At 68.6% G+C, this 22,139-nt stretch carries 9 protein-coding genes; 5 read left to right on the forward strand and 4 right to left on the reverse strand.

What is annotated here, in order from left to right; all coding sequences use genetic code 11:
• The first annotated feature begins 291 nt into the window (after positions 1-291).
• Positions 292-3,711 carry a hypothetical protein gene (locus PWF70_RS18740; protein WP_279940824.1) on the forward strand — a complete coding sequence of 1,140 codons (3,420 nt, stop codon included), beginning with the start codon at positions 292-294 and terminating at the stop codon, positions 3,709-3,711.
• A gap of 349 nt (positions 3,712-4,060) precedes the next feature.
• Here the strand turns inward: PWF70_RS18740 and PWF70_RS18745 are convergent, their stop codons facing one another.
• The 4 genes from PWF70_RS18745 to rplN are packed head-to-tail and all read right to left on the reverse strand — an operon-like array spanning position 4,061 to position 5,540.
• Positions 4,061-4,246 carry a type Z 30S ribosomal protein S14 gene (locus PWF70_RS18745; RefSeq protein ID WP_005197641.1) on the reverse strand — a complete coding sequence of 62 codons (186 nt, stop codon included), beginning with the start codon at positions 4,244-4,246 and terminating at the stop codon, positions 4,061-4,063.
• Position 4,247: 1 nt separating this feature from the next.
• The gene (rplE, locus tag PWF70_RS18750) at positions 4,248-4,850 is read right to left on the reverse strand and encodes a 50S ribosomal protein L5 (protein WP_035754990.1); all 603 of its coding nucleotides are present in this window, start codon (positions 4,848-4,850) and stop codon (positions 4,248-4,250) included.
• Between the two features lies 1 nt (position 4,851).
• Entirely contained in the window at positions 4,852-5,169 is a 318-nt protein-coding gene (gene rplX, locus PWF70_RS18755; protein WP_005197643.1) for a 50S ribosomal protein L24, read from the reverse strand.
• Between the two features lie 2 nt (positions 5,170-5,171).
• A complete protein-coding gene (rplN, locus tag PWF70_RS18760; RefSeq protein ID WP_005197644.1) occupies positions 5,172-5,540 on the reverse strand; it encodes a 50S ribosomal protein L14 in 369 nt (122 codons plus the stop codon).
• Between the two features lie 572 nt (positions 5,541-6,112).
• Between rplN and PWF70_RS18765 the strand changes: the two genes are divergently transcribed.
• From PWF70_RS18765 to PWF70_RS18780, 4 genes are read left to right on the forward strand one after another with little or no spacing between them, the layout of a single operon-like run.
• Positions 6,113-19,903, forward strand: coding sequence for a non-ribosomal peptide synthetase (locus PWF70_RS18765; RefSeq protein WP_280088754.1), 13,791 nt, complete (start codon positions 6,113-6,115; stop codon positions 19,901-19,903).
• Positions 19,903-20,160 carry an MbtH family protein gene (locus tag PWF70_RS18770; protein WP_143932523.1) on the forward strand — a complete coding sequence of 86 codons (258 nt, stop codon included), beginning with the start codon at positions 19,903-19,905 and terminating at the stop codon, positions 20,158-20,160. The genes PWF70_RS18765 and PWF70_RS18770 overlap by 1 nt, the downstream gene beginning before the upstream one ends.
• Positions 20,138-21,358 carry an ABC transporter ATP-binding protein gene (locus PWF70_RS18775; RefSeq protein ID WP_280088753.1) on the forward strand — a complete coding sequence of 407 codons (1,221 nt, stop codon included), beginning with the start codon at positions 20,138-20,140 and terminating at the stop codon, positions 21,356-21,358. The genes PWF70_RS18770 and PWF70_RS18775 overlap by 23 nt, the downstream gene beginning before the upstream one ends.
• Complete coding sequence (locus PWF70_RS18780; protein ID WP_280088752.1) at positions 21,348-22,130, forward strand: ABC transporter permease; 783 nt, start codon at positions 21,348-21,350, stop codon at positions 22,128-22,130. Before PWF70_RS18775 ends, PWF70_RS18780 begins: the two co-directional genes overlap by 11 nt.
• Positions 22,131-22,139: the final 9 nt, after the last annotated feature.

A 22,139-nucleotide genomic window follows, 5' to 3' on the forward strand; every position in this document is an offset into this window, starting at 1 on the left:
CCGGACGACGGATCATCTCGCCGCCGACGACCCGAACCCGGGGGCCGGACCGGCACCGGAAGCGCTGCACAACAGCACAACCCGGATGTCACCCGTTCTGGGGCCCTCGAGGGTCCGTGCGACCGTCGATCACCCGCTGGAATCCGGCCGGATGAACCGTCCGACGAAGTGTTAGTGATCGCGACCACCAACGGCTACCGTCAGAGGCATCGACTGTGTCCGCGGTGGTGATGTCCTCACCCGTCGTCGTTCGCGGTCAATGTGCTGCTTCGTATCGAAGGTCCTCCGAAGATGACCATGACCACTGCGCGACCCCGCCGAGTCCGGGCGCTCGCGGTTGCAGCTGCCGTGGGACTGGCCCTCTACTGGGGAGGCCAAGCCCCCGCGACAGCCGAACCGAGCCCCTTCGGCGTCGGATCACACAGCGTCGACGCCCCGGGTTCCGGCGGCGACTCGGGCGGTGGTGACTCCAGCGGGGGTGACTCCGGCGGCAGCGGCAGTGGCTCGGGCGGTGGAGACTCCGGCGGCAGCGATTCCAGCGGAAGCGGTAGCGGCTCCGGCGGCAGCGGTAGCGGGTCGGGCGGCAGCGGTTCCGGCGGCAGCGACTCGGGGTCGGGCAGCACCAGATCCGGTGATGGTGATTCCGGGGATGGCGGGCCCGCATCCGGAACCGATACCGGTACGATCCCGGATTCCGACCCCGGCGATCCCACGGGCGAACCTTCGGGCCCCACCGCGGAGAACGACATCTTCCCGGTGTACCCCGATCCGACCATCCAGAGCGAGGGATCATCAGCGGGCGAGGCGGCTGTGCCGCCGGCCGCCGTGGAGACCGAGCCCGCCCCGGAGTCCTCCTCCGACTCCACCCCGAACCGCACCTCCCTCGATGTCGACATCTCCAAGAAACCCGTTCCGGCCCAGCCCGACGGGCCCGACCGCACCGGTGCCGACACCACGCCACCGCCCGCAGCCGACGGCCCGCGGCCCGGGGACACCGCCCTCGCCGCTCGAGCCGCCGACGTCACCCGATCCCAGTTCGGCCGGAACGTGTCGCCATCCGGTGATCCGCCTCCCTGGGCTCCCCTCCTCAAGACCTCCACCCCGCCGGTCGCCGTGGCCCCGCAGCCGGCCAGGACCGGCGCCATCGGGATCCTCACATTCCTGGGGATCAACATCCTCGGCGGCGGAAGCACCGGCGCGGCCAGCCCGGCGCCGTGGACGCTCCTGTGGTGGATACGGCGTTTCGGCACCCAGGGACCGGTGGCATCCGCCGAATCCCCTGCCACCCCTTACACATTCGGACTGGTGAGCGATCCGGACCAGTTCCTGACCGCGGCCGACGGTCCGGACACGACCGGTCCCGTCCCGCAGTTCGCTCTCGTCGGCGGCCTCGTCTTCGGTTCCGCACTCCTCAGCCGCAAGCGCATCTCGGCGGCGGTGACGATCACTGCGGACGGTCCGACATCAACGATCCCGGTGCCGGACCGAACACATGCCGAACCGGTTCTCACACCGGCCCCGACCGGCATCCTGCACGGCTCGTTGAGATTCACCGATCCGGACGGGAACCCGATCCCGACGACGCTGCACGGCGTCACGCCCACCGGCGACCGCACCTTCCGCACCGCAAGCGGCAGCATGTTCAGCTACGACGCACCGACCGGCGCCTACACCTACACGCCCGCCCTGCAGGCGCGCATCGCGGCCAGCGCGCCGGGAGCCCCGGAATCGGTACGATTCGACTCCGTCATGATCACCGCCGACAACGGCCGCGGGGGTACGACTCCGATCACGGTCGCCCTGCCCATCACGAGCCCGTACTCGCTCGGGCAGGTGACCGTGCCGGGTTGCCAGATCGACGAGGTCGTCGTCGGGCACGAGGACGTCGCCTTCGTGACCACCCAGCGCGGGGACGGGTGCACACAGGTCTCCGTGGTCCGACCGAAGACCATGACGGTGACGTCGGTCCCCATCGCGGGTTCTCCCACCGAGCCCGACCGCGGCGTCGTCCTCGGCCCCGACGGTCGGGCCCATCAGCTCACCGAGCTCACGGAATTCTCCGACGGCACCATCCGGACATCGGTTCGGATCACCCGGATCGATCCGACCGGGGCCGCGTCGACCACGGACCCGATCCTCGGCCTACCCGCGGATCACCTCGGGTTCGACGAGGCGGGCGTCGGCTATCTGCTGACCACCTGGCCCGACGACGACGGCCGGACGTACACCTATCTCACCGCTCTGGGCCTCGACGGCATCGCGTCGACTCTGTCTCGCGTTCCCGGCGCCGACAGCCGGCTCATCCTGCCCCCGTCGGGGAAGGTGTTCGTCTCGACGTCGGACGCCGACGGAACCCGTCTCCACGAAGCCGGCCCCGGTGGACTGTCACTCGTCGGGCAGGTGTTCGACGGTGAGGGCGGCGACATCTGGGCCCGGCGCGGCGACTCGCTGTACTTCGTTCGTCATCACGGCGATCCGGGCGCGCCGGTCGCCACGCTCGCGATTCGCGCCCCCGACGGTTCACTGAACACCGTCGATGGGATACCCGGCCGGGTGGCCTCTGTGGTCCCCACCGAATCCGCCGTCTACGTGGTCTCCCGGTCACCCGATTCGGTCCATGTCACCGCGGCGCACTCCGGTGGGCGCAGATGGTCCGTGGTCCTTCCCGGCACCAGCGACTCCGACGCCGTCGCCGGACCCGACGACCATCTCTACCTCCCGCTGGCGAATACCCTCACCGGGGAGAACACCGTCGTCGGGATCTCGCCGAACGGTGAATCCAGGGTGATGACCGCGGGCATCGGGCAGGCATGGGTCCGGGCCGACGAGAGCGGCACCGTCTTCCTCACGGCGACGACCCTCACGCCGGACGGCGAGGACATCACCACCGTGACGGTCATCTGCGGAGACGGCACGACGGGCGATACGCGCGTCGACGGGACCCCCGTCTCGGTTCACTTCGACCGACACGGCGCCGCCCATCTTCCGATGCTCACCACCGACCCGGCGAGTGGGGACCCACTGATCTCCCTCGCCGTCGTACACCCCGACTCCGCGACCGCGGTGTCCGCGCCCGTCGTCGGCGAACCGGCCGGCCCCCCGGCGATCGCACACGACGGCCGCACATACCTGCCGCTCACCCGCTTCTGTCCCGAAACCCGTTGGCCGAAGACGACTCTGGTGGTCTTCCACCCCGACGGCCCGGCCGTCGAGGCCGGTGAGTTCTACGGCCACTCGACGCACGGGCCCGTCCTCACGCTCGACGACGACGTCATCCTGCTCACCGGCGATGCCGGCGCCACGACGATCCGCCCGCTTCAGATGGCGAACGGCGGCGGGCGCCACGCCGCCGATCCCGCCGCGGCCATGGTGTTCGACGTCACCCCGACCATTGACGACGTCGACCCGGATACCGGCACCGTGTCGGGGTCGGTGGCCGACGCGGCCTGCGCTTCCTGCGCCCTGAGCTACCTGACCACGGACACCCAGGTGGCGCTCGATTCCGGCAGTGGCACATTCGTTTTCACGCCGACGGAGGACCAACGACGAGCGACGCCGGGGCCGACCACCCACGATTTCGCCGTTCTCGTCTCCGATGAACACGGCTCGTCGACGGTGATCTCGGTGAGCATCCCGCTCATGCCGGTCGACTCCCTTGAAACGACCGAAGAGACTGCGCGCCAACAGTCCACACCGGAACGGGCGACCTAGAGCACGCGTCCATTCAGGTTCAATCATGCTCTAAGCGAGCGCATCCGTCCTCATCGAGCAACCCGTCGAAACCGCCTGGGAGTACTCCACCGCCCCAGAGAACATCTGCCGCATATCTTCCCGGCACCGTGGAGATCACCCCGCTCTCCGACGATCCGGTCGCGGTCGGCGCACAGTGGAAAGGCAAGAAGCGTCCTCGGCCGCACGGTGGACTGGCGAGGAGAGTTCACCCGCGTCGACACCTACAAGGACACGGAGTTCCAGACCATCGATGACCCATCGACGCCAAACGGCCCCACCTCCGCGAAGAGGTGGGGCCGTTCGTCAAAGCGTCAGCCTCGGGTGAAAGTCACCAGCTGGACTTCTGCACGCCCGGGAGCTCGCCCGCGTGCGCCATCTCGCGCAGGCAGATTCGGCACAGGCCGAACTTGCGGAACACCGAGTGCGGACGACCGCACTTGTTGCATCGGGTGTAGCCCCGCACGGCGAACTTGGGCTTCTTGTTGGCCTTGTTGACCAGAGCCTTCTTTGCCATGTCAGTTGTCCTTAACGTTGTTGTCCTTGAACGGGAAGCCCAGGGCACGCAGCAGCGCGCGGCCTTCCTCGTCCGTGCGGGCAGACGTCACGACGGTGATGTCCATACCCCGCGGGCGGTCGATGTTGTCGATGTTGATCTCGTGGAACATCGACTGCTCGTTCAGACCGAACGTGTAGTTGCCGTTGCCGTCGAACTGCTGGTCCGACAGACCGCGGAAGTCGCGGATACGCGGGAGTGCGATGGACACGAGGCGGTCCAGGAACTCCCACATGCGGTCGCCGCGCAGGGTCGCGCGGGCGCCGATCGGCATACCCTCACGCAGCTTGAACTGCGCGATGGACTTGCGAGCGCGGCGGATCTCCGGACGCTGACCGGTGATCTTGGCCAGGTCCTCGACAGCGCCGTTGATCAGCTTCGCGTCACGGGCGGCGTCGCCGACGCCCATGTTCACGACGACCTTCACGACGCCGGGGATCAGCATCACATTGGGGTACTCGAACTGCTCGTTCAGCTGGCCCTTGATCTCCTCGCGGTAGCGAGTCTTCAGGCGCGGCTGGATCTTGGTCCCGGCGGAGCCGTTCTCGATTTCGGTAGAGGTCATGTCAGATGTCCTTCCCGCTCTTGCGCGAGATCCGGACCTTCTTGCCGGTCTCTTCGTCGACGCGGTAGCCGACGCGGGTCGGGTTGCCGTCGGAATCGACGACCATCACGTTCGAGACGTGGATCGAGGCTTCCTGGGTCACGATGCCGCCGGAGGAGGCACCGCGCTCGTTGGCCGACGCGGCGGTGTGCTTCTTGATTCGGTTGACGCCCTCGACGAGGACACGCTGGGTCTTCGGGAAGGCCTGGATGACCTTGCCCTTCGCGCCCTTGTCCTTGCCCGAGATGACGATCACGGTGTCACCCTTGTGAACCTTCATGCTCAGATCACCTCCGGTGCCAGCGACACGATCTTCATGAACTTCTTCTCACGCAGCTCGCGGCCGACCGGGCCGAAGATGCGGGTACCGCGGGGGTCGCTCTCACCCTTGAGGATGACGGCGGCGTTCTCGTCGAAGCGGATGTAGCTGCCATCCGGACGACGGCGCTCCTTGGTGGTGCGCACGATGACGGCCTTGACGACCTCACCCTTTTTGACGTTGCCGCCGGGGATGGCGTCCTTGACAGTGGCGACGATGACGTCACCAATGCCGGCGTAGCGCCGCGAGGAACCGCCGAGCACGCGGATGCACAAGATTTCCTTGGCACCGGTGTTGTCGGCGACCCGCAGGCGAGATTCCTGCTGAATCACTCGTTAGTCTCCTTGACCTGGCTTCTTATGTACGGCGGATTTCCGACCCGACGCACACGGTCCGTTGCCACCGAACACACGCCTGCCTGGGGTTTTCCACCAGGCTGTGACACCTGGACGGATCGCCCAGTGGGTTCGTGAGCCGATTCGCGACACAGCCGTGCCGCAGGCAACCCCATAAGTGTAGGGGAACGTGCAGGTGGGAGCCAAATCCGCGCTGCGGACCCCCGTCAGGCGTTTGGCCATCACCCGTACCGGGCAAAACTATTTTCGAACCGGACCCATCTGGCCCGGTGCCCCACACGAAGCACCCATGGGACGAGACCAGCCCGCACTGGCCGATTCAAACCACGAGCGATCAGTACGGCTTCACCATCCGGTGCGCAGGAAGCAGACCTGCGACCGACGGGGCACCCGACGAGTGTGACGAGTTCCGGGGGGATCTGCTTCGACCCGAGCGTGACCACGTTTTCACGCCATCGGGGTCCGACGTCCAGCACGAAACGCGCGACCTGGCCTTCTCACGACTTCGGTTCCCGGCTGCCAGGCGCCCGTCCACAGGGGAGGCATGCGTGACCACTGAAGACACGATCCGGCACACCAGCCGTATCGAGAGCACATCCGACCGCGACCCCGCCATCCCGATGACTGCCGCCCAGCGCGGCATCTTCTATGCCCAGCAGCTCGAACCCGATGTACCGCTGACGATCGACGCGTACATCGAGTTCCGTGGCGACACATCGGGTTCCGACGGCGCTCCGGTCGACATCGATCCCGAGATCCTCCAGCGCGCGACGACGCTGACCGAGCTGGAGACGGAAGCGTCCATGCTGCGGCTGACCCCGACGGATGACGCCGAACCGACCCTGACCATCGACCGGTCGCGCCGATTGGTCCTCGGCACACAGGATTTCAGCGACGCCGCGGACCCGCGTGCAGCCGCACTGGCCTGGATCGACGACCACCGGTCGAAGAGTCCGGACATGTTCTCCGATCCTCTCCTCGACACACACCTGCTCAAAATCGGTTCGGGACATTCGATCTGGTACTGCCGCGGGCATCACATCGGGTACGACGGCTATGCCGCCATGTATCTGATGCTCCGCGTCTCGTCGCACTACACGGCGATTGTCAACAATGCTCCGCCTCCCCTGGCAGACACCGCGACGATGGCCGAGATCGCCGCGATGGACGTCGCCTACCGTGCGTCGGAGAAGTTCCTCGACGATCGGGAGTACTGGTCGCAGCATCTGGCCGATCTGCCCGAATTGGCCACTCTGACCAGGCGTTCCGGTCCGGCGGCACCGTTGTCGACGGTCCGATCGGCAGTGCTCGACGACGACCTGGTCACTCGCATCCGCTCCCTGGCACGGGCCCACCGGGTGCGGCCGGCGTCGGTCATCACCGCTGCCGTCGCCGCCTATGTCGCCCGGTTCACCGACCGTGACGAGGCCGTCCTCAGTCTTCCGGTCGCCGCGCGCGACCGTGACGTCCTGCGTACCTCCGCGGGCCTCGTCTCCAACGTCGTCCCGCTACGCGTCGCCCTCGACCACGACGCCACCGTCGCCGATCTGCTGGCCTCGGTGAACGCGGAGATCAAGAGCGCTGTGCGCCACCAGAAGTACCGACACGAGGACATCGTCGCCGACATCCTGGACGCCGCCGGGGCCCGCCGTGGGTTCTTCGGACCGCTGGTCAACGTGATGCTGTTCTTCCAACACATCGACTTCGGGCCGGTGCACGGCGAACTCAATGTGCTGTCCACCGGACCCATCGAGGACCTGTCGGTCAACGTCTACGACAGTCTCGACGGCGGCATGAGCGTCGACCTGGAGGCCAATCCGAACATCTACTCCGACGACGAGATCGTCACCCATCACCGGCGACTCGTCGAGTTCCTCGAAGCTCTCGTCACCGCCACTTCCGAGACCCCGGTGTCGCATGTCAGCGTGCTGCGCGAGTGTGAAGCCGCGGAGTTGCCCCAGGGCACCACGGGTGCACATGTCGAGCTCGGCGGGCGCACGCTCGTCGACCTGCTGGACGAGGCCGCGGCGGCCCACCCCGAGGCGCCGGTCCTCGTCGCGGCGCACCCACGCGACCCGGCCGAGTCCAGCCCTCTCTCCCACGCCGAGTTCGCGCGACAGACGCGATCACTGGCAGCGGCGCTTCAGGATCGCGGCGTCGGAGCGGAAAGCGTTGTCGCCGTCCAGCTCCGACGCAGCCTCGATCAGGTGCTGGCTCTGCACGCCGTCGTCCGGGCGGGCGCGGCCTTCGTCCCGGTCGACCCGGATGAGCCGGCCGATCGTCTCGAGCACATCCTGGCGGTGGCGGCCCCCGATCTGATCATCGGCGAAGCGAGCCTGGCCGAGCTGCGGGCGAACCCCGACCGGCGAGAGCCGGTGACTGTCGCCGGTCCCGACAACACCGCGTACCTGCTGTTCACGTCCGGCTCCACCGGCAAGCCCAAAGGCGTGGCGATTACCCACCGTGCGATCGTCAACCGGCTCGGATGGATGCAGGCGCGGTATCCCCTCAACGAATCCGACCGTGTTCTGCAGAAGACCCCGGCCACCTTCGACGTGTCGGTCTGGGAGTTCTTCTGGCCGTTCGTCACCGGCGCTGCCCTAGTCGTGCCGTCCGCTGACGGACACCGCGACCCCTGGTATCTCCGCGACGTGATCGACGAACATCGCATCACCACGGCGCATTTCGTCCCGTCGATGCTCACCGCGTTCTCGGCCGCGCTGTCCGCCGACTCCGACACACCCGGCGGTGCGCACCGGCGGGACGAGAGGACTCTTGGCTCGCTGCGCCAGATCTTCACCAGCGGCGAGGCCCTGACACCGGGCACGGTCGGTGCGACGGCGGCACTCACCTCCGCCCCGATCCACAATCTCTACGGCCCCACCGAGGCGGCCATCGACGTGACCCACCACGACGCCTGCCGCGCCGACGTGCCGGTCGTGCCCATCGGCCGACCGGTGTGGAACACCAGCGTCCACGTCCTCGACCACCGGTTGCGCCCGCAGCCGCCCCGAGCGGTCGGCGAGCTGTATCTCGGCGGCGTCCAGCTCGCCCGCGGCTACCGGTCACGGCCCGATCTGACCGCGGCGCGATTCATCGCCTCCCCCGACGGAACCGGCGAACGTCTCTACCGCACCGGCGATCTGGTCCGGATGAACGACGACGGTGAACTGGAGTACCTGGGACGCACCGACTCCCAGGTGAAGATCCGCGGCCAGCGGGTGGAACTCGGCGAGGTCGAGTCGGCGCTGGGCTCCCTGCACGGAGTCGCTGCCGCGGGTGTCCTCGTGCGCGACGATCTCGTGGCCGACGGACCCGTCCTCGTCGGCTACGTCAGCGGCACGGCCGACCTGCACAACCGCGAGCTCCGGACCGAACTGGCATCAGCCCTGCCCGGGCACATGATCCCGACGGTGGTCATGGTGCTCGACGAGCTCCCGACCACCGCGAACGGCAAGCTCGACCGCCGTGCGCTCCCCCGCCCAGAGCTCCGCACCGACCGCGAGTTCGTCGCGCCGGAAACCGCGCTCGACCGGTTCGTCGTGCGCACCGTCGCCGATGTCCTGGGACTGGACCCCGATCCGACGGGGAGCTCACCGATCTCGTTGCGCGACGACTTCTTCGCGATCGGCGGCTCCTCGCTGTCCGCGACCCGGGTGGCGTCCCGTCTGTCGAAGGCGACGGGACGGCGGATCGGTATCCGCACGATCTTCGACGCCGAGGATGTCGGCGGGATCGTCGACGCGCTCACCGAACTGGGTGTCGGAGTCGACGATTCCCCGGGGACCACCTCGGCCCGCGCCGCTTCGGCCCTCCTCGCCGACTCACCGGTGCCACTGTCACCGGCACAGCATCGGTTGTGGCTGGCCACCCGGCTCGACCCGGCCGGCGCGGCGACCTACAACATGCCCTTCACCGTCAGACTCGTCGGCACGCTCGACACCGATGCCCTGCGGGAGGCCCTCACCGACGTCATCGTCCGGCACGAGCCGTTGCGGAGCATCGTCGTCGAACAAGACGGCATAGCCTTCATGTCGCCGCGATCGCCGGACACGGTGACCGTCGACCTGCCGGTCTTGCGGACGGAGGATGTGCGCGATCTCCCCGACCGCGAGTTCGCTTCGCAGACCTTCGATCTGGGCGCCGACCTGCCGATCCGTGCGCGACTCGTCCGTACCTCCGACGACGACCACCGTCTCACCGTGGTGGTCCACCACATCGCCGCGGACGGATGGTCACTGGCACCCCTCGCCGGCGACCTGGCGACGGCCTATCGCGCCCGGCGGGAAGGAAACGAACCCGACTGGGCGGCACTGCCCGTCACCTACTCGCAGGTCAGTGCCGATCGCCATGCCTGGCTGTCCGAGTCTGCCGACGCCACCGCCGAACTCGACTTCTGGCGCGCCACACTCGCGGACGCCCCCGGCGAGACCGATCTGCCGCTCGACCGCCCGCGCACCGGCCGTGGTGACGCATCGGGCGCGTCGGTGACCCACACGGTCTCGACCGACACACACCGCGCCATCCGAGAACTGGCCGCCGCCACCGGTTCCACCGTGTTCATGGTGTTGCACGCCGCCGTGGCCGCCCTGCTGCGGTCGCTGTCCCGATCGTCGGACGTCGTCGTCGGAACTCCCGTCGCCGGCCGGGGGGACGCCGACCTCGACGGCCTCGTCGGCATGTTCGTCAACACGCTGGCACTGCGCACAAAGGTCGACAAGGACGCCGGTTTCGTCGACCTGCTGACGCATGTGCGCGACGTCGACCTGAACGCCTTCGACAACGCCGGCCTGCCCTTCGACCGTCTCGTCACCGAACTGAACCCCGACCGGTCGTTGCATGTCCATCCGTTCTTCCAGGTGTCCCTCGCTCTGGAGGACCGTTCGGCCATCCGCCTCGACTTCGCCGGCCTCGCGGCCACCGCGTCGCGGGTCGACACCGGCCACACCACCTTCGATCTCCAGCTGACCTTCACCGAGGTGCAGGACACCGACGGGGAGCCCGCCGGAATCGGTCTCGAGATCGCTTATGCCACCGCACTGTTCGACCGGTCCACGGTGACCGCACTCACGTCACGGCTCGACCGCCTGCTCCAGGCGGCCACCGCACAGCCGCGCTCGGCGGTCGGCGACCTCCCGGTCCTCGACCTGCACGAGCGACTCGATCTCGTGCCCGCGGTCGGCGAGGGCCGCCGACCCGTAGAACATCTGACTACGCTGCTGTCCACGGCCGCCGCCTCCTCCCCGCATCGGGTCGCCATCACCGACGGCACCCGGTCGCTGACGTATCGGGATCTCGACGCCGCGTCGAACCGGCTCGCGCGACTGCTGATCGAACGGGGCGCCGGGCCCGAACGTCATGTCGCGGTGGCACTCCCCCGTGGCGTGGACTGGATGATCGCCATGTGGGCGGTGACCCGGTCGGGAGCCGCGTGGGTGCCCGTCGACCCGGCCTACCCGCCGGCGCGTATCGCGCACATGCTCACCGACTCCGGTTCCTGCCTCCTCCTGACCGACCGGTCCGCCGACCCGCGGCCGGCACTGGCCGACGAATCCTCAAGCAACCCCGGGCATCTCCCGCAGATTCTCGCTCTCGACGACGGTGAGGTCATCAAGTCGGTGCGCCAGAAGTCCGCCGCCCCGGTGTCGTCCTCGGAACGGCCGGGCCCGCTCGACGTCGACCAGCCCGCCTACCTGATCTACACCTCCGGCACCACCGGCACACCCAAGGGTGTGGTGGTCGGTCATCGAGGTCTCGCGGACTTCGGGGCGCAGCAGGTCACGCAGTACGGGATCACTCCCGACAGCCAGACCATGCACATGGCCTCCCCCAGCTTCGACGCGACCGTGCTCGAGATCCTCATGGCCATCGCGGCCGGTTCGACCATGCACATCATCCCGCCGGGCATCGTCGGCGGCGCCGAACTGGCCGAGCTGATGCGGGAAGGCCATGTCACCCATGCATTCCTGACCCCGTCCGTGCTGACCACCATGTCGCCCGACGACGTCCCCGAACTCGAGGCCCTCGTCATCGGCGGCGAGCATCCGAACCCGGAAGTGGTGCGTACGTGGTCGAGCGGACCGCGGCTGTTCAACGCCTATGGCCCCACCGAGACCACGGTCGTCGCAGCCGTGTCGGCGCCGATCGAACCCGACTACACGACGCTGACCATCGGCCGGCCCATCCGCGGGGTCTCCGCGCTCGTGCTCGACGAACGCCTGCGGCCGGTGGCCCCCGGGGCGATCGGCGAACTGTACATCGCCGGTGAGCATCTCGCCCGCGGGTATCACGGGGTGCGCCCGCTGACCTCGAAACGGTTCATCGCCAACCCGTTCGGTGATCCCGGCGAGCGGATGTACCGCACCGGCGACCTGGTGCGTTGGACGACCGATCACGAACTCGAGTTCCGCGGCCGTGCCGACCATCAGACCAAGATCCGCGGTCACCGCATCGAACTCGGTGAGATCGACGCCGTGCTCGTCTCCGACGCCGCGGTGCGTGCGACGGTCACCACCACCCGTGGCGAGGGCGACCGCGCTCATCTCGTCTCGTATGTGACGATGGCGCACGGAACCTCCGATACGGCATCCGACGTGCGTGAACGGTTGTCGGACCGTCTTCCGCGGCACATGATCCCGTCGGCGATCGTCGAGCTCGACGAGATCCCGACGACTCCGATCGGCAAGGTCGACCTGCGCGCGCTGCCCGCACCGGAGACCCTGCCGGCGAACACCGGCGTCGTGTACGTCGCACCGATCACACCGATCGAGCAGACGGTGGCCGACCTCATCACCGAACGCCTCGACCTCGAACCCGGTACCGTCGGCCGTCACCACGACTTCTTCGACCTCGGCGGGAACTCGCTGCTGGCGACCCAGATCGTCGGCGCGCTGGAGCACCTGACCGGACACCGGATACCGGTACGTGAGGTCTTCGACAACTCGACCGTCGCTGCCATCGCGCGGCTCGTGCCCGGGCGGGAGACCGGCCGGTCGGCCACAGACGAGACGCGTATCCCCCGTCTCGTGCACGACCCCGACGCGCCCGTCGAGCCCGGCCCGGCCCAGCAGCAGCTCTGGTTCCTCAACCAGCTCGCCATCGGCGAGGTCACTGATGGAGATGGCTCGGCGACAGCCGGTTACGCCATCGCGTTCGCGCTCGACCTCCGGGGCCGGCTCGACGTCGACGCGCTCGCCACCGCGATCCGGCGGACCGTCGACCGTCACGTGATGCTGCGAACCGTCTATCCCGATCTCGACGGCAGGCCTGTTCTCGACGTGCGCCCCGCCGACGCGGTCACTCTCGACCTCGCGGTCACCGACACCACCGAGGCGCAGTGGCCGGACCTGGCCCGTGCTCTCGCCGGCCGCCCGTTCGACCTGACCACCGACCTCCCGCTGCGGACCGCGTTGCACCGGATCGACGGCGACACCATGCACCACCGGCTGTCGATCGTCATCCACCACATCGCCGCCGACGGATGGTCGATGATCCCGCTTCACCGCGACATCACCCGCACCTACGCCGAACTCGGTCGCGGCGACGCGACCGAGACCGACCGGCCCGACACCGCGATCGACTACCTCGACTACCTGCGCTGGCAGGCCGAGAACCTCGCCGATCACGGTGAGCTCGCGGAATGGTGGCGACGCGAACTCGACGGGGTCGACGCGGGGCCCATCCTGATCCCCGATGCCCCGGCCGGACAGACGCGACGTGCCGAGGTCGTCGAGGTCGAGTTCGGCGCCGAGATCCGTGGCCGGCTGATGGCCGTGTCCCCGGGTCGCGCAACCGAATTCATGAGTGTGCACGCGCTGTTCGCGGCGCTGCTCCACCGTCTGCACGCCGATCCGGCCACCCATGTCGGCGGCGCGGCCTCCGACATCGTCATCGGCACTCCAGTCGCCGGGCGCAACGACCCCCGTCTCGCCGACGTCGTCGGGATGTTCGTGAACTCGGTGGTCCTGAGGACACCGGTGGACGGTCGCGAGAGCTTCACGGCGCTGCTCGACTCCGTTCGCCACCGTGACCTCGAGGCGCTGTCGCAGTCCGACATGCCGTTCGAGCGGATTGTCTCGATGGTCAATCCGCCTCGTACCGGCCGGCATCCGATCTTCCAGATCGCGCTCGCCTTCGACGCCCAGACGAGCGACGCCTCCACCGGCATCGGGACATCCGGTCCGCTCGACGGCGACTCCGGAATCTCCGACCTCCGCATCGACGCCGACGAGATCGACACCGGTGTGGCCCGTTTCGATCTCGAGCTCCGCATCCGGGACGGGCGTGCGCGGTTCACCTATGCGACCGACGTCCACACCCGCCCTCGCGTCGAGGCCCTGGCCCGGATGTTCGCCGAACTCGCCGACGCCGCGACGGCACATCCCGACGTGCCCATCGACGATCTCCCCTTGACGACGACGGCGATCGCCGCCCGGCAACCGAACACCGAGCCCACGATCACGCCGCGTCACCTCGCCGACATCATCACGGCAACCGCACGCCGGTTTCCCGACCGGGTGGCCGTGGAGGACTCCGATCGCAGTCTGACCTACTCCGAGATCGACGAATTCTCGACGATCTGGGCGCACAACCTGCAGGCCTTCGCGGTGGGCACCGACGACGTCGTCGCCGTCGCACTCGATCGCAGCATCGAGTCGGTGATCGCGACCTGGGCGATCGCCAAGAGCGGGGCCGCGATCCTCCCGGTCGACACCCGATACCCCGCCGACCGGATCGCCCACATGATCGCCGACTCCGGGGCGAGGCTGGGCATCACGACCGCGGACCGGTTCGCGGATGTGCCGCAGGAGATCTGGTGGGCCTCCCCCGGCATGTTGGGTGTCCCGTGGGAGAACCCGACCCCGGATGCCGACTCGCTCACGGGTCCGCGCCACGTCGACTCGCTCGCCTATGTGGTCTACACCTCCGGATCGACCGGAAAACCCAAGGGCGTCAGCGTGACCCACCGTGGCCTGGCCGCATTCGCTGCAGCGCAACGCGATCGCTACCGGGTGGCGCCCGGAGACCGCACGCTGCACTTCGCCTCCCCCGCCTTCGACGCCGCGATGCTCGAGTTCCTCCTGGCGTTCGAGGTCGGCGCGACGATGGTGATCGTCCCGTCGACGATCTACGGCGGCGACGAACTCGTCGACTTCCTCGACGACCACGCGGTCACCCACGCGTTCATCACCCCGGCTGCGCTGGCCACCGCCGCGCCGCATCCACTCCCTGCGCTGCGCACACTCGGTGTCGGAGGCGAGGCCTCCACGCCGGAGCTGGTGGCGCGCTGGGGAGCCGACCGCAGCTACATCAACTCCTACGGCCCGACCGAGACCACGATCGTCGCCGTCATGTCGGAGCCGCTCCGTCCGGGAACGCCGATCACCATCGGCACCCCGGTCGTCGACTGCACCGCACTGGTCCTCGACCATCGCCTGCGCCCGGTGCCCGATCACGTCCCCGGTGAGCTGTACATCAGCGGCCCCGGGGTCGCCCGTGGCTATCTCGACCGGCGCGGCCCGACCGCCGCCCGTTTCGTCGCCCGACCCGACGGTTCCGGCGACCTCATGTACCGCACCGGTGACATCGTCCGGCGCGACGCCGACGGATCGCTGATCTACCACGGCCGCAGCGACAACCAGGTCAAGGTGCGCGGTTTCCGTATCGAACTCGACGAGGTCACCGCCGCGCTCGGAGCAGCCGAGGGTGTCGACTTCGCGACGACGATCGTCCGCGGGCAGGGGGCCGACTCCGTGCTCGTCGGGTACGTCACCCTCACCGACCCGGCCGACGCGCCGGACATCGCAGCCATACTCGACACCGTCCGGCAGCGACTCCCGCGTCACATGGTCCCGTCCGCGATCGTCGTGCTCGACTCGATCCCGTTGACCCGCAACGGAAAACTCGATCATCGCGCTCTCCCCGATCCCGCCACGACAGCACTGTCGTCGACGGGACGGGCTCCGCGTTCTCTCGCCGAGACCACGCTGACGCACATCCTCGCCGACGTTCTCGATCTCCGTCCCGACGAGGTCGGCGCCACTGACGACTTCTTCCTCCTCGGTGGCACGTCGCTGCAGGCGACCACCCTTGTCAGCCGGATCAACCGGGTCCACGTCGGCGAACGGCTCCGGGTCCGCGACGTCTTCGACCATCCGACACCCGAATCGCTGGCGCCGCTGCTCACGCTCCCGGAGGGTTGGAACGTGAGTGCACCGGCCGCGGCCGACGCCGGTTCATCCGAAGACGACGCATCCGAACGCATTCCGGTCCGACCCGAGCGGTTCCCGCTGGCGCCCGCCCAACGTCGACTCCACTCGATGGCCACCGCGAACCCGGAATCCACGGAGTACCTGATGCCCTTCGTGCTGCGTCTTCGCGGAGAACTCGACGTGCCGGCCCTGCGCGGCGCACTCGTCGACATCGTGGCCCGGCACACCAGCCTGCGTACCGTCTTCGAACCCGGCGAGCACGGCCCCATGGGTCGCGTGCTCGACGACCCGGAGGCGGTGATCGGGGACCTCGCCGTGCAGTGGACGACCGACGTCGCCGCCGAGATCGCCCGGCACGCAACCCGGCCGATGGATCTCGCCCGACATGCGCCGATCACCGCAACACTCGTCGCGGACAGCTCGACCACCGGCTCGGAGACCGAGCACGTACTCGTGCTCGTCGTGCATCACATCGCCGCCGACGGTGCGTCGTTGCCGATCCTCGTGGCCGACCTCACCCGTGCCTACGGCGAACGTCGACGCGGCCGTACCGAGAACTGGCCCCCGGCCGACGTCGACTACCGCGACCACGCGGTCGAGAGTGCCGACGCCGAGAGCCTCGCCGACGACCTCCGCTTCTGGGAGGAGACCCTCGCCGACGCCCCGGCGGAGACCACCGTCGCACCGCTGACGGATGTTGCACAGCCGTCCGAATCCGGAGCAGGGTCCGTGAGTCTCGCACTTCCGGCACACACGCGGGCGGGCCTGATCGCCTTCGCCCGCGAGCAGTCGACCACGCCGTTCTCGGTCCTGCACTCAGCACTGGCGATCCTGCTGAACCGGCTCGGCCTCGGCGACGATCTCGTCGTCGGCAGCCCGGTCGCCAATCGCCTCGGCCACGACGCCGACCACGACTACAGCGGTGTGGTGGGCATGTTCGTCAACGTCGTGCCGCTGCGGACGCGCCTGAAGGCGGCCGACACGGTCGCCGGACTCGTCCGCCGGGTACGCGACGCCGACGTCGACGCGCTCGACCACCGCGGCCTCCCGTTCGACGACATCGTCGCGTCGCTGAACCCGCCGCGCACCCCGGGACGGCACCCGCTGTTCCAGGTGGCGCTGTCCGTCCACGACTACACCGCCGGGAACACCGAGGGACCAACCGAGGGCCTGCCGGCGACGACCATCGAGATGGATGCGGGACTCCGCGCGTCGATCGCCGAATTCGATTCCCCGGAAGCGAAGTTCGACCTGCAGTTCACACTGACCGGCATGCGCGACGGCGACGCCGCCCTCCAGGTGACCTACGACACGGCTCGATACCGGCGACAGGATGCCGAACTCCTGGCCACGCGCCTGATGCGGGTCGTACGCGGCATGTTGGGTGACCCGGGGCGCCCGATCGGCGACATCCGGATCACCGACCCACTCGAGATCGCCGAGCGCACACCGTCACTCGGTCGCCCTGCACAGATGCCGACCACGCTCGACCGGTTGTTCGCGCAAGCTGTGCAGCGCAACCCGGATGGCCTGGCCGCCATGGCGGGATCGCCGGATTCTCCCGAGACCATCACCTACGCCGAGCTCGACGCCCGTTCGAACCGGCTGGCCCGCGTCCTGCTGGGTCGCGGCGTCGGCGCCGCGGACGCCGAACACGTGGTCGCGATGGCCGTGCAGCGGTCCATCGAGTCTCTCGTGGCGATCTGGGCCATCGTGAAGACCGGTGCCGCCTATGTGCCGATCGACCCCACTTATCCTGCCGACCGGATCGCCCACATGCTCGGCGACAGCGGTGCACGGCTCGTCGTGACGACCTCGGCCGCAACCGAATCCATCGCCGCGGGGATGGCCGGGGAACCGACACCGCTGCTCGTCCTCGACGACGCGACGACGATGACCCGATTGCAGCACTCGTCGCCGTCGCCGATCACCGATGCCGAACGCGGTTCGACGATCCGGCCCGATCAGCTCGCGTACATCATCTACACGTCCGGTTCGACCGGCCGTCCGAAAGGCGTACTCGTGCCGCATTCCGGGTTGCGTCCGGTGCACGACGAACTCGCCCACCGGTTGGCCCCCGGCCCGATGTCGCGGGTGCTGCACTTCGCGTCGCCCAGCTTCGACGCTTCGGTCCTGGAAATGCTGCTCGCCCTTGCCGGTTCGGCGCCGCTGGTCATCGTCGGACCGCAGGTCTACGGCGGTGAGGCCCTCAGCGATGTCATCGACTCCGCGCAGGTCACCCATGCGTTCATCACGCCGGCGGCCGTCGCGAGCATGTCACCGGCCGCGGTGCCCTCGCTGCGGGCGCTCGCCGTCGGGGGTGAGGACTACGGCGCCGACCTGGTCCGGCGCTGGGCTCCCGGACGCACCCTGATCAACGTGTACGGTCCGACCGAGACCACGATCATCATCACCGGCAGCGAATCCCTCGCCCCCGACCGGCAATTGACGATCGGCACGCCGAACAACGGGGTGGGAGCGCTCGTCCTCGACAAGCGTCTGCATCCCGTCCCGGCCGGGGTGGTGGGCGAGCTCTATCTCATGGGACCGCAGGTCACCCGGGGTTACCATCACCGGCCGGGCCTCACCTCGACCCGCTTCGTGCCGGCGCCGATGGTCACCGGACCGCGTTTCGCCGGTCGTCGGATGTATCGCACCGGCGACCTGGTCCGCTGGACCGAGGACGGGCGACTGGTCTACGTGGGCCGCAGCGACACCCAGGTGCAGGTCCGCGGCTTCCGGATCGAGCTCGGCGAGATCGACGACGCCCTGACGACCGAGCCGGATGTCGACTTCGCGGTGACCCTCGTCGAAGGGACCGGCGCGGCGGCGAAGCTCCGCAGCTACGTCACCGCGGCCGACGCAACCGCACCGGACCCCGCCGATCTACGACGCCGCGTGAGTCGCCGGCTCCCCCGGCACATGGTGCCGACCTCGGTGACCCTGCTCGACTCCATCCCGCTGACCCCCACCGGCAAGCTCGACCGCAAGGCGCTGCCCGCGCCCACCGACGACGCCGCGCGTCGCGCACCGGCCCCGGGCGGCGAGACGACGATCGCGCAGATCTTCGCCGAGGTCCTGGAGGTCGCCCCGGACACCATCGGAGCCGACGACGGCTTCTTCGACCTCGGGGGCAATTCCCTGCTGGCCACCGCCGTCACCTCCCGCCTGACCGAACGGACCGGCCGCCAGGTGTCCGCGCAGTCGCTCTTCGGCGCGCCGAGCCCGGCGGAACTCGCTGCGGCACTGGGCATCGACGGGGCGGCTCCGAGCGACCCGTCGGAACAGTCCGGCACGGCAGGGCTGGACATGCTCCTGCCGCTGCGTCGGCAACGCGGTGACACCACAGGGAATCCCGGCGAGCCACCGCTGTTCGTCGTCCATCCGGCGATCGGGCTGTCGTGGAGCTTCACCTCGCTCCTGCCCCACCTGCCCGCCGGCCGGGCGCTGTACGGACTGCAACATCCGGCACTGTCCGGGAAGCGCTGCCCTCGCTCGATCGGCGACCTCGCCGCGGAATACGTGGCGCAGATCCGGACCGTCGCACCGGAGGGTCCGTACCACCTCGTCGGGTGGTCGCTCGGCGGACTCATCGCGCACGAGATGGCGGTTCAGCTGCGCGAGGCGGGCGACGAGGTCGCCCGGCTCGTCGTGCTCGACAGTTACGTCATCTCCGAGCGGCCGGACCTCGACGCGGAGGCGTCGATCACCGACCTGATGCGCGAGTTCGGTCTCGACCTCGACAGCGAAGAGCTCTCCGGCACAGACGAACTCACCGTAGCCGATGCCCACCGCATCATCTCCTCGGTGGGCGGAGCGCTCGGTGGCCTCACGCGGGACACTTTGGGCACGGTCCACGAGGTGTTCCGCCACGCCTCACCGCTGGCGGAGAAGTGGCGGCCGCGTGTCTACAACGGCGACCTGACCTTCGTCACCGCCACCGTCGACCCCCAGCCCGGCGCGCCCGCCGTCGAGGCCTGGTACTCGAAGGTGACCGGACGGGTCGTCGAGATCGAGTCGCACAGCACGCACGCACGAATGATGTTGCCCGAGCACGTGTCCGACTGGGTACATGCCATCGGTGTATCGCCGGGAGAACCGGCGTCCGCCACACGACAGGAGAAGTGATGACCAATCCCTTCGACGACACCGACGGAGTCTTCCGGGTGCTCGTCAACCACGAGAACCAACACTCGCTGTGGCCGGAGTTCGCACCCGTGCCTGACGGCTGGCGGCCCGTCTTCGGCCCGTCCGGTCACGACGAATGCCTCGAGTACGTCGAACAGAACTGGCGAGACATGCGGCCCGCCAGCCTGATCCGGACGATGGAAAGTGCACAGGACGAGGGAAGCGAGGTCACCCGTGGGGCGACACAGTATCGCTGACGACACCCCTGACCGTGGGGCGTCTCCGTACGCGCTGGAGCTCCGCGGGCTGGAGAAGACCTTCCGCACCGGATTGTTCGGCCGCGGCCCGCGGGTCCACGCCCTGAACGGCCTGGATCTCTCGGTCCCCACCGGAACCGTGCACGCCCTCCTCGGCCCCAACGGCGCGGGCAAGACGACCACGGTCCGCGCGGTGGCGACGCTGATGACCCCCGACGAGGGCTCGGTCATCGTCGACGGTATCGATGCCATCGCCGATCCCGGCGCGGTCCGGAAGATCGTCGGGGTGTCCGGCCAGTACGCCGCCGTGGACGGGAACCTGACCGGTTTCGAGAATCTCCGCATGGTCGGCCAGTTGTACGGGCAACCGCGTGCAGTGGCATCGGAACGTGCCCGCGAACTGATCGCGGAGCTGAACCTCGAAGACGCCGCCGACCGACCGATGCGGACCTACTCGGGCGGGATGCGGCGTCGCCTCGACCTCGCCGGCGCCCTCATCAATCGCCCCTCACTGGTGATCCTCGACGAGCCGACGACCGGACTCGACCCGCGCGGACGACGCCAGATGTGGGAGGTCATCGCCGAGCAGGTCAGCTCCGGCGCGACGGTTCTGCTGACGACGCAGTACCTCGAGGAGGCCGACGCCCTCGCCGACGAGATCACCGTCATCGACCACGGCACGATCCGGGCCCAGGGAAGCGCGGCGGAACTGAAGTCCGCCACCGGGGGATCGATCCTCACCGTCGAAGTCGTTGTCCCCCATACGGACGACGCCGACGCGCAGGTGTCGGCGTCCCTCACCGGTATCGGCGTCGGACCCGCAGAACGCCTGGGATCGGACGGTGGCACCGGCACCGATTCGGCGCGCTGGTCGGTTCCCGTCGACGCCGGCACCCGCAGTGCCGTGGCGGCGGTCCGGGCGCTGTCGACCGCCGGCATCGAGGTCGTCGACGCATCCGTGTCGACACCCACCCTCGACGACGTCTTCCTGACACTCACCGAGCGTTCCGGTGACAGAACTCCCCCGGTCGACGAGATCGCCGACGTGCCAACCGAGTCGGACATCACGGTCGCCGAAGCGGACATCAATGGCGAGGCGGTCAACAGATTTGCCGACGTTGTCGTCGGAACAGATGACAACTTCACGGACGTAACCGACATTCCGCCCAGCCGATCGGAGCGAGCCCGTGTTCACTGACACCGCAGTACTGGTCGAGCGAAACCTGCTGACCGTCAAACGTATACCGACGCTCCTCATCAGCGCGACGATCCAGCCGCTGATGTTCGTCTTTCTCTTCGCCTACGTCTTCGGAGCGACCTTCGGCGGTAGTTCGTACCGCGAATTCCTGATGGCGGGCATCTTCACGCAGACCGTCGTGTTCAATGCCGCCTTCACCACTGTCGGTCTGGCGAACGACACCTCGGACGGGATCATCGACCGCCTCCGCTCACTGCCGATGTCCCGCCTGGGGGTCATCAGCGGCCGGGTCACCTCGGACATGCTCCTGGGCGCCGTCGGACTTGCGGTGATGGTCGCCTGCGGACTGGCGATCGGTTGGCGGATCTACGGCAGCGCCGCCGACGCCGCAATCGCCTTCGGCATCATCGGACTCTTCGCCATCGCGATGGCCTGGGTCGGTGCCGTGAGCGGCCTGGCGGCGCCGAATGTCGAAGCGGCACAGAGCATAGGCTTTCTCTGGATGTTCCCGGTGACATTCCTGTCGAGCGCGTTCATCTCCGCGCAGAGCCTCCCCGGACCCCTGCGGACCATCGCGGAATGGAACCCGGTGACCGCCGTCGCGACCGCCTGCCGTCAGCTGTTCGGGAACGAGGCACCACCGATGTTCCCGACCGCGACCGGGTGGGTCGCCGACCATGCCGTGGGGTATGCGGTGGGCTCGTCGTTGGTCATCCTGGCCGTGTGCGTCCCTGTGTCCCTTGTCCTTTACCGAAGGTCAGCAAACCGGTGATCGCGGATC

Source organism: Gordonia sp. Swx-4 (genome assembly GCF_030316175.1).
Classification (GTDB): Bacteria; Actinomycetota; Actinomycetes; order Mycobacteriales; family Mycobacteriaceae; genus Gordonia; species Gordonia alkanivorans.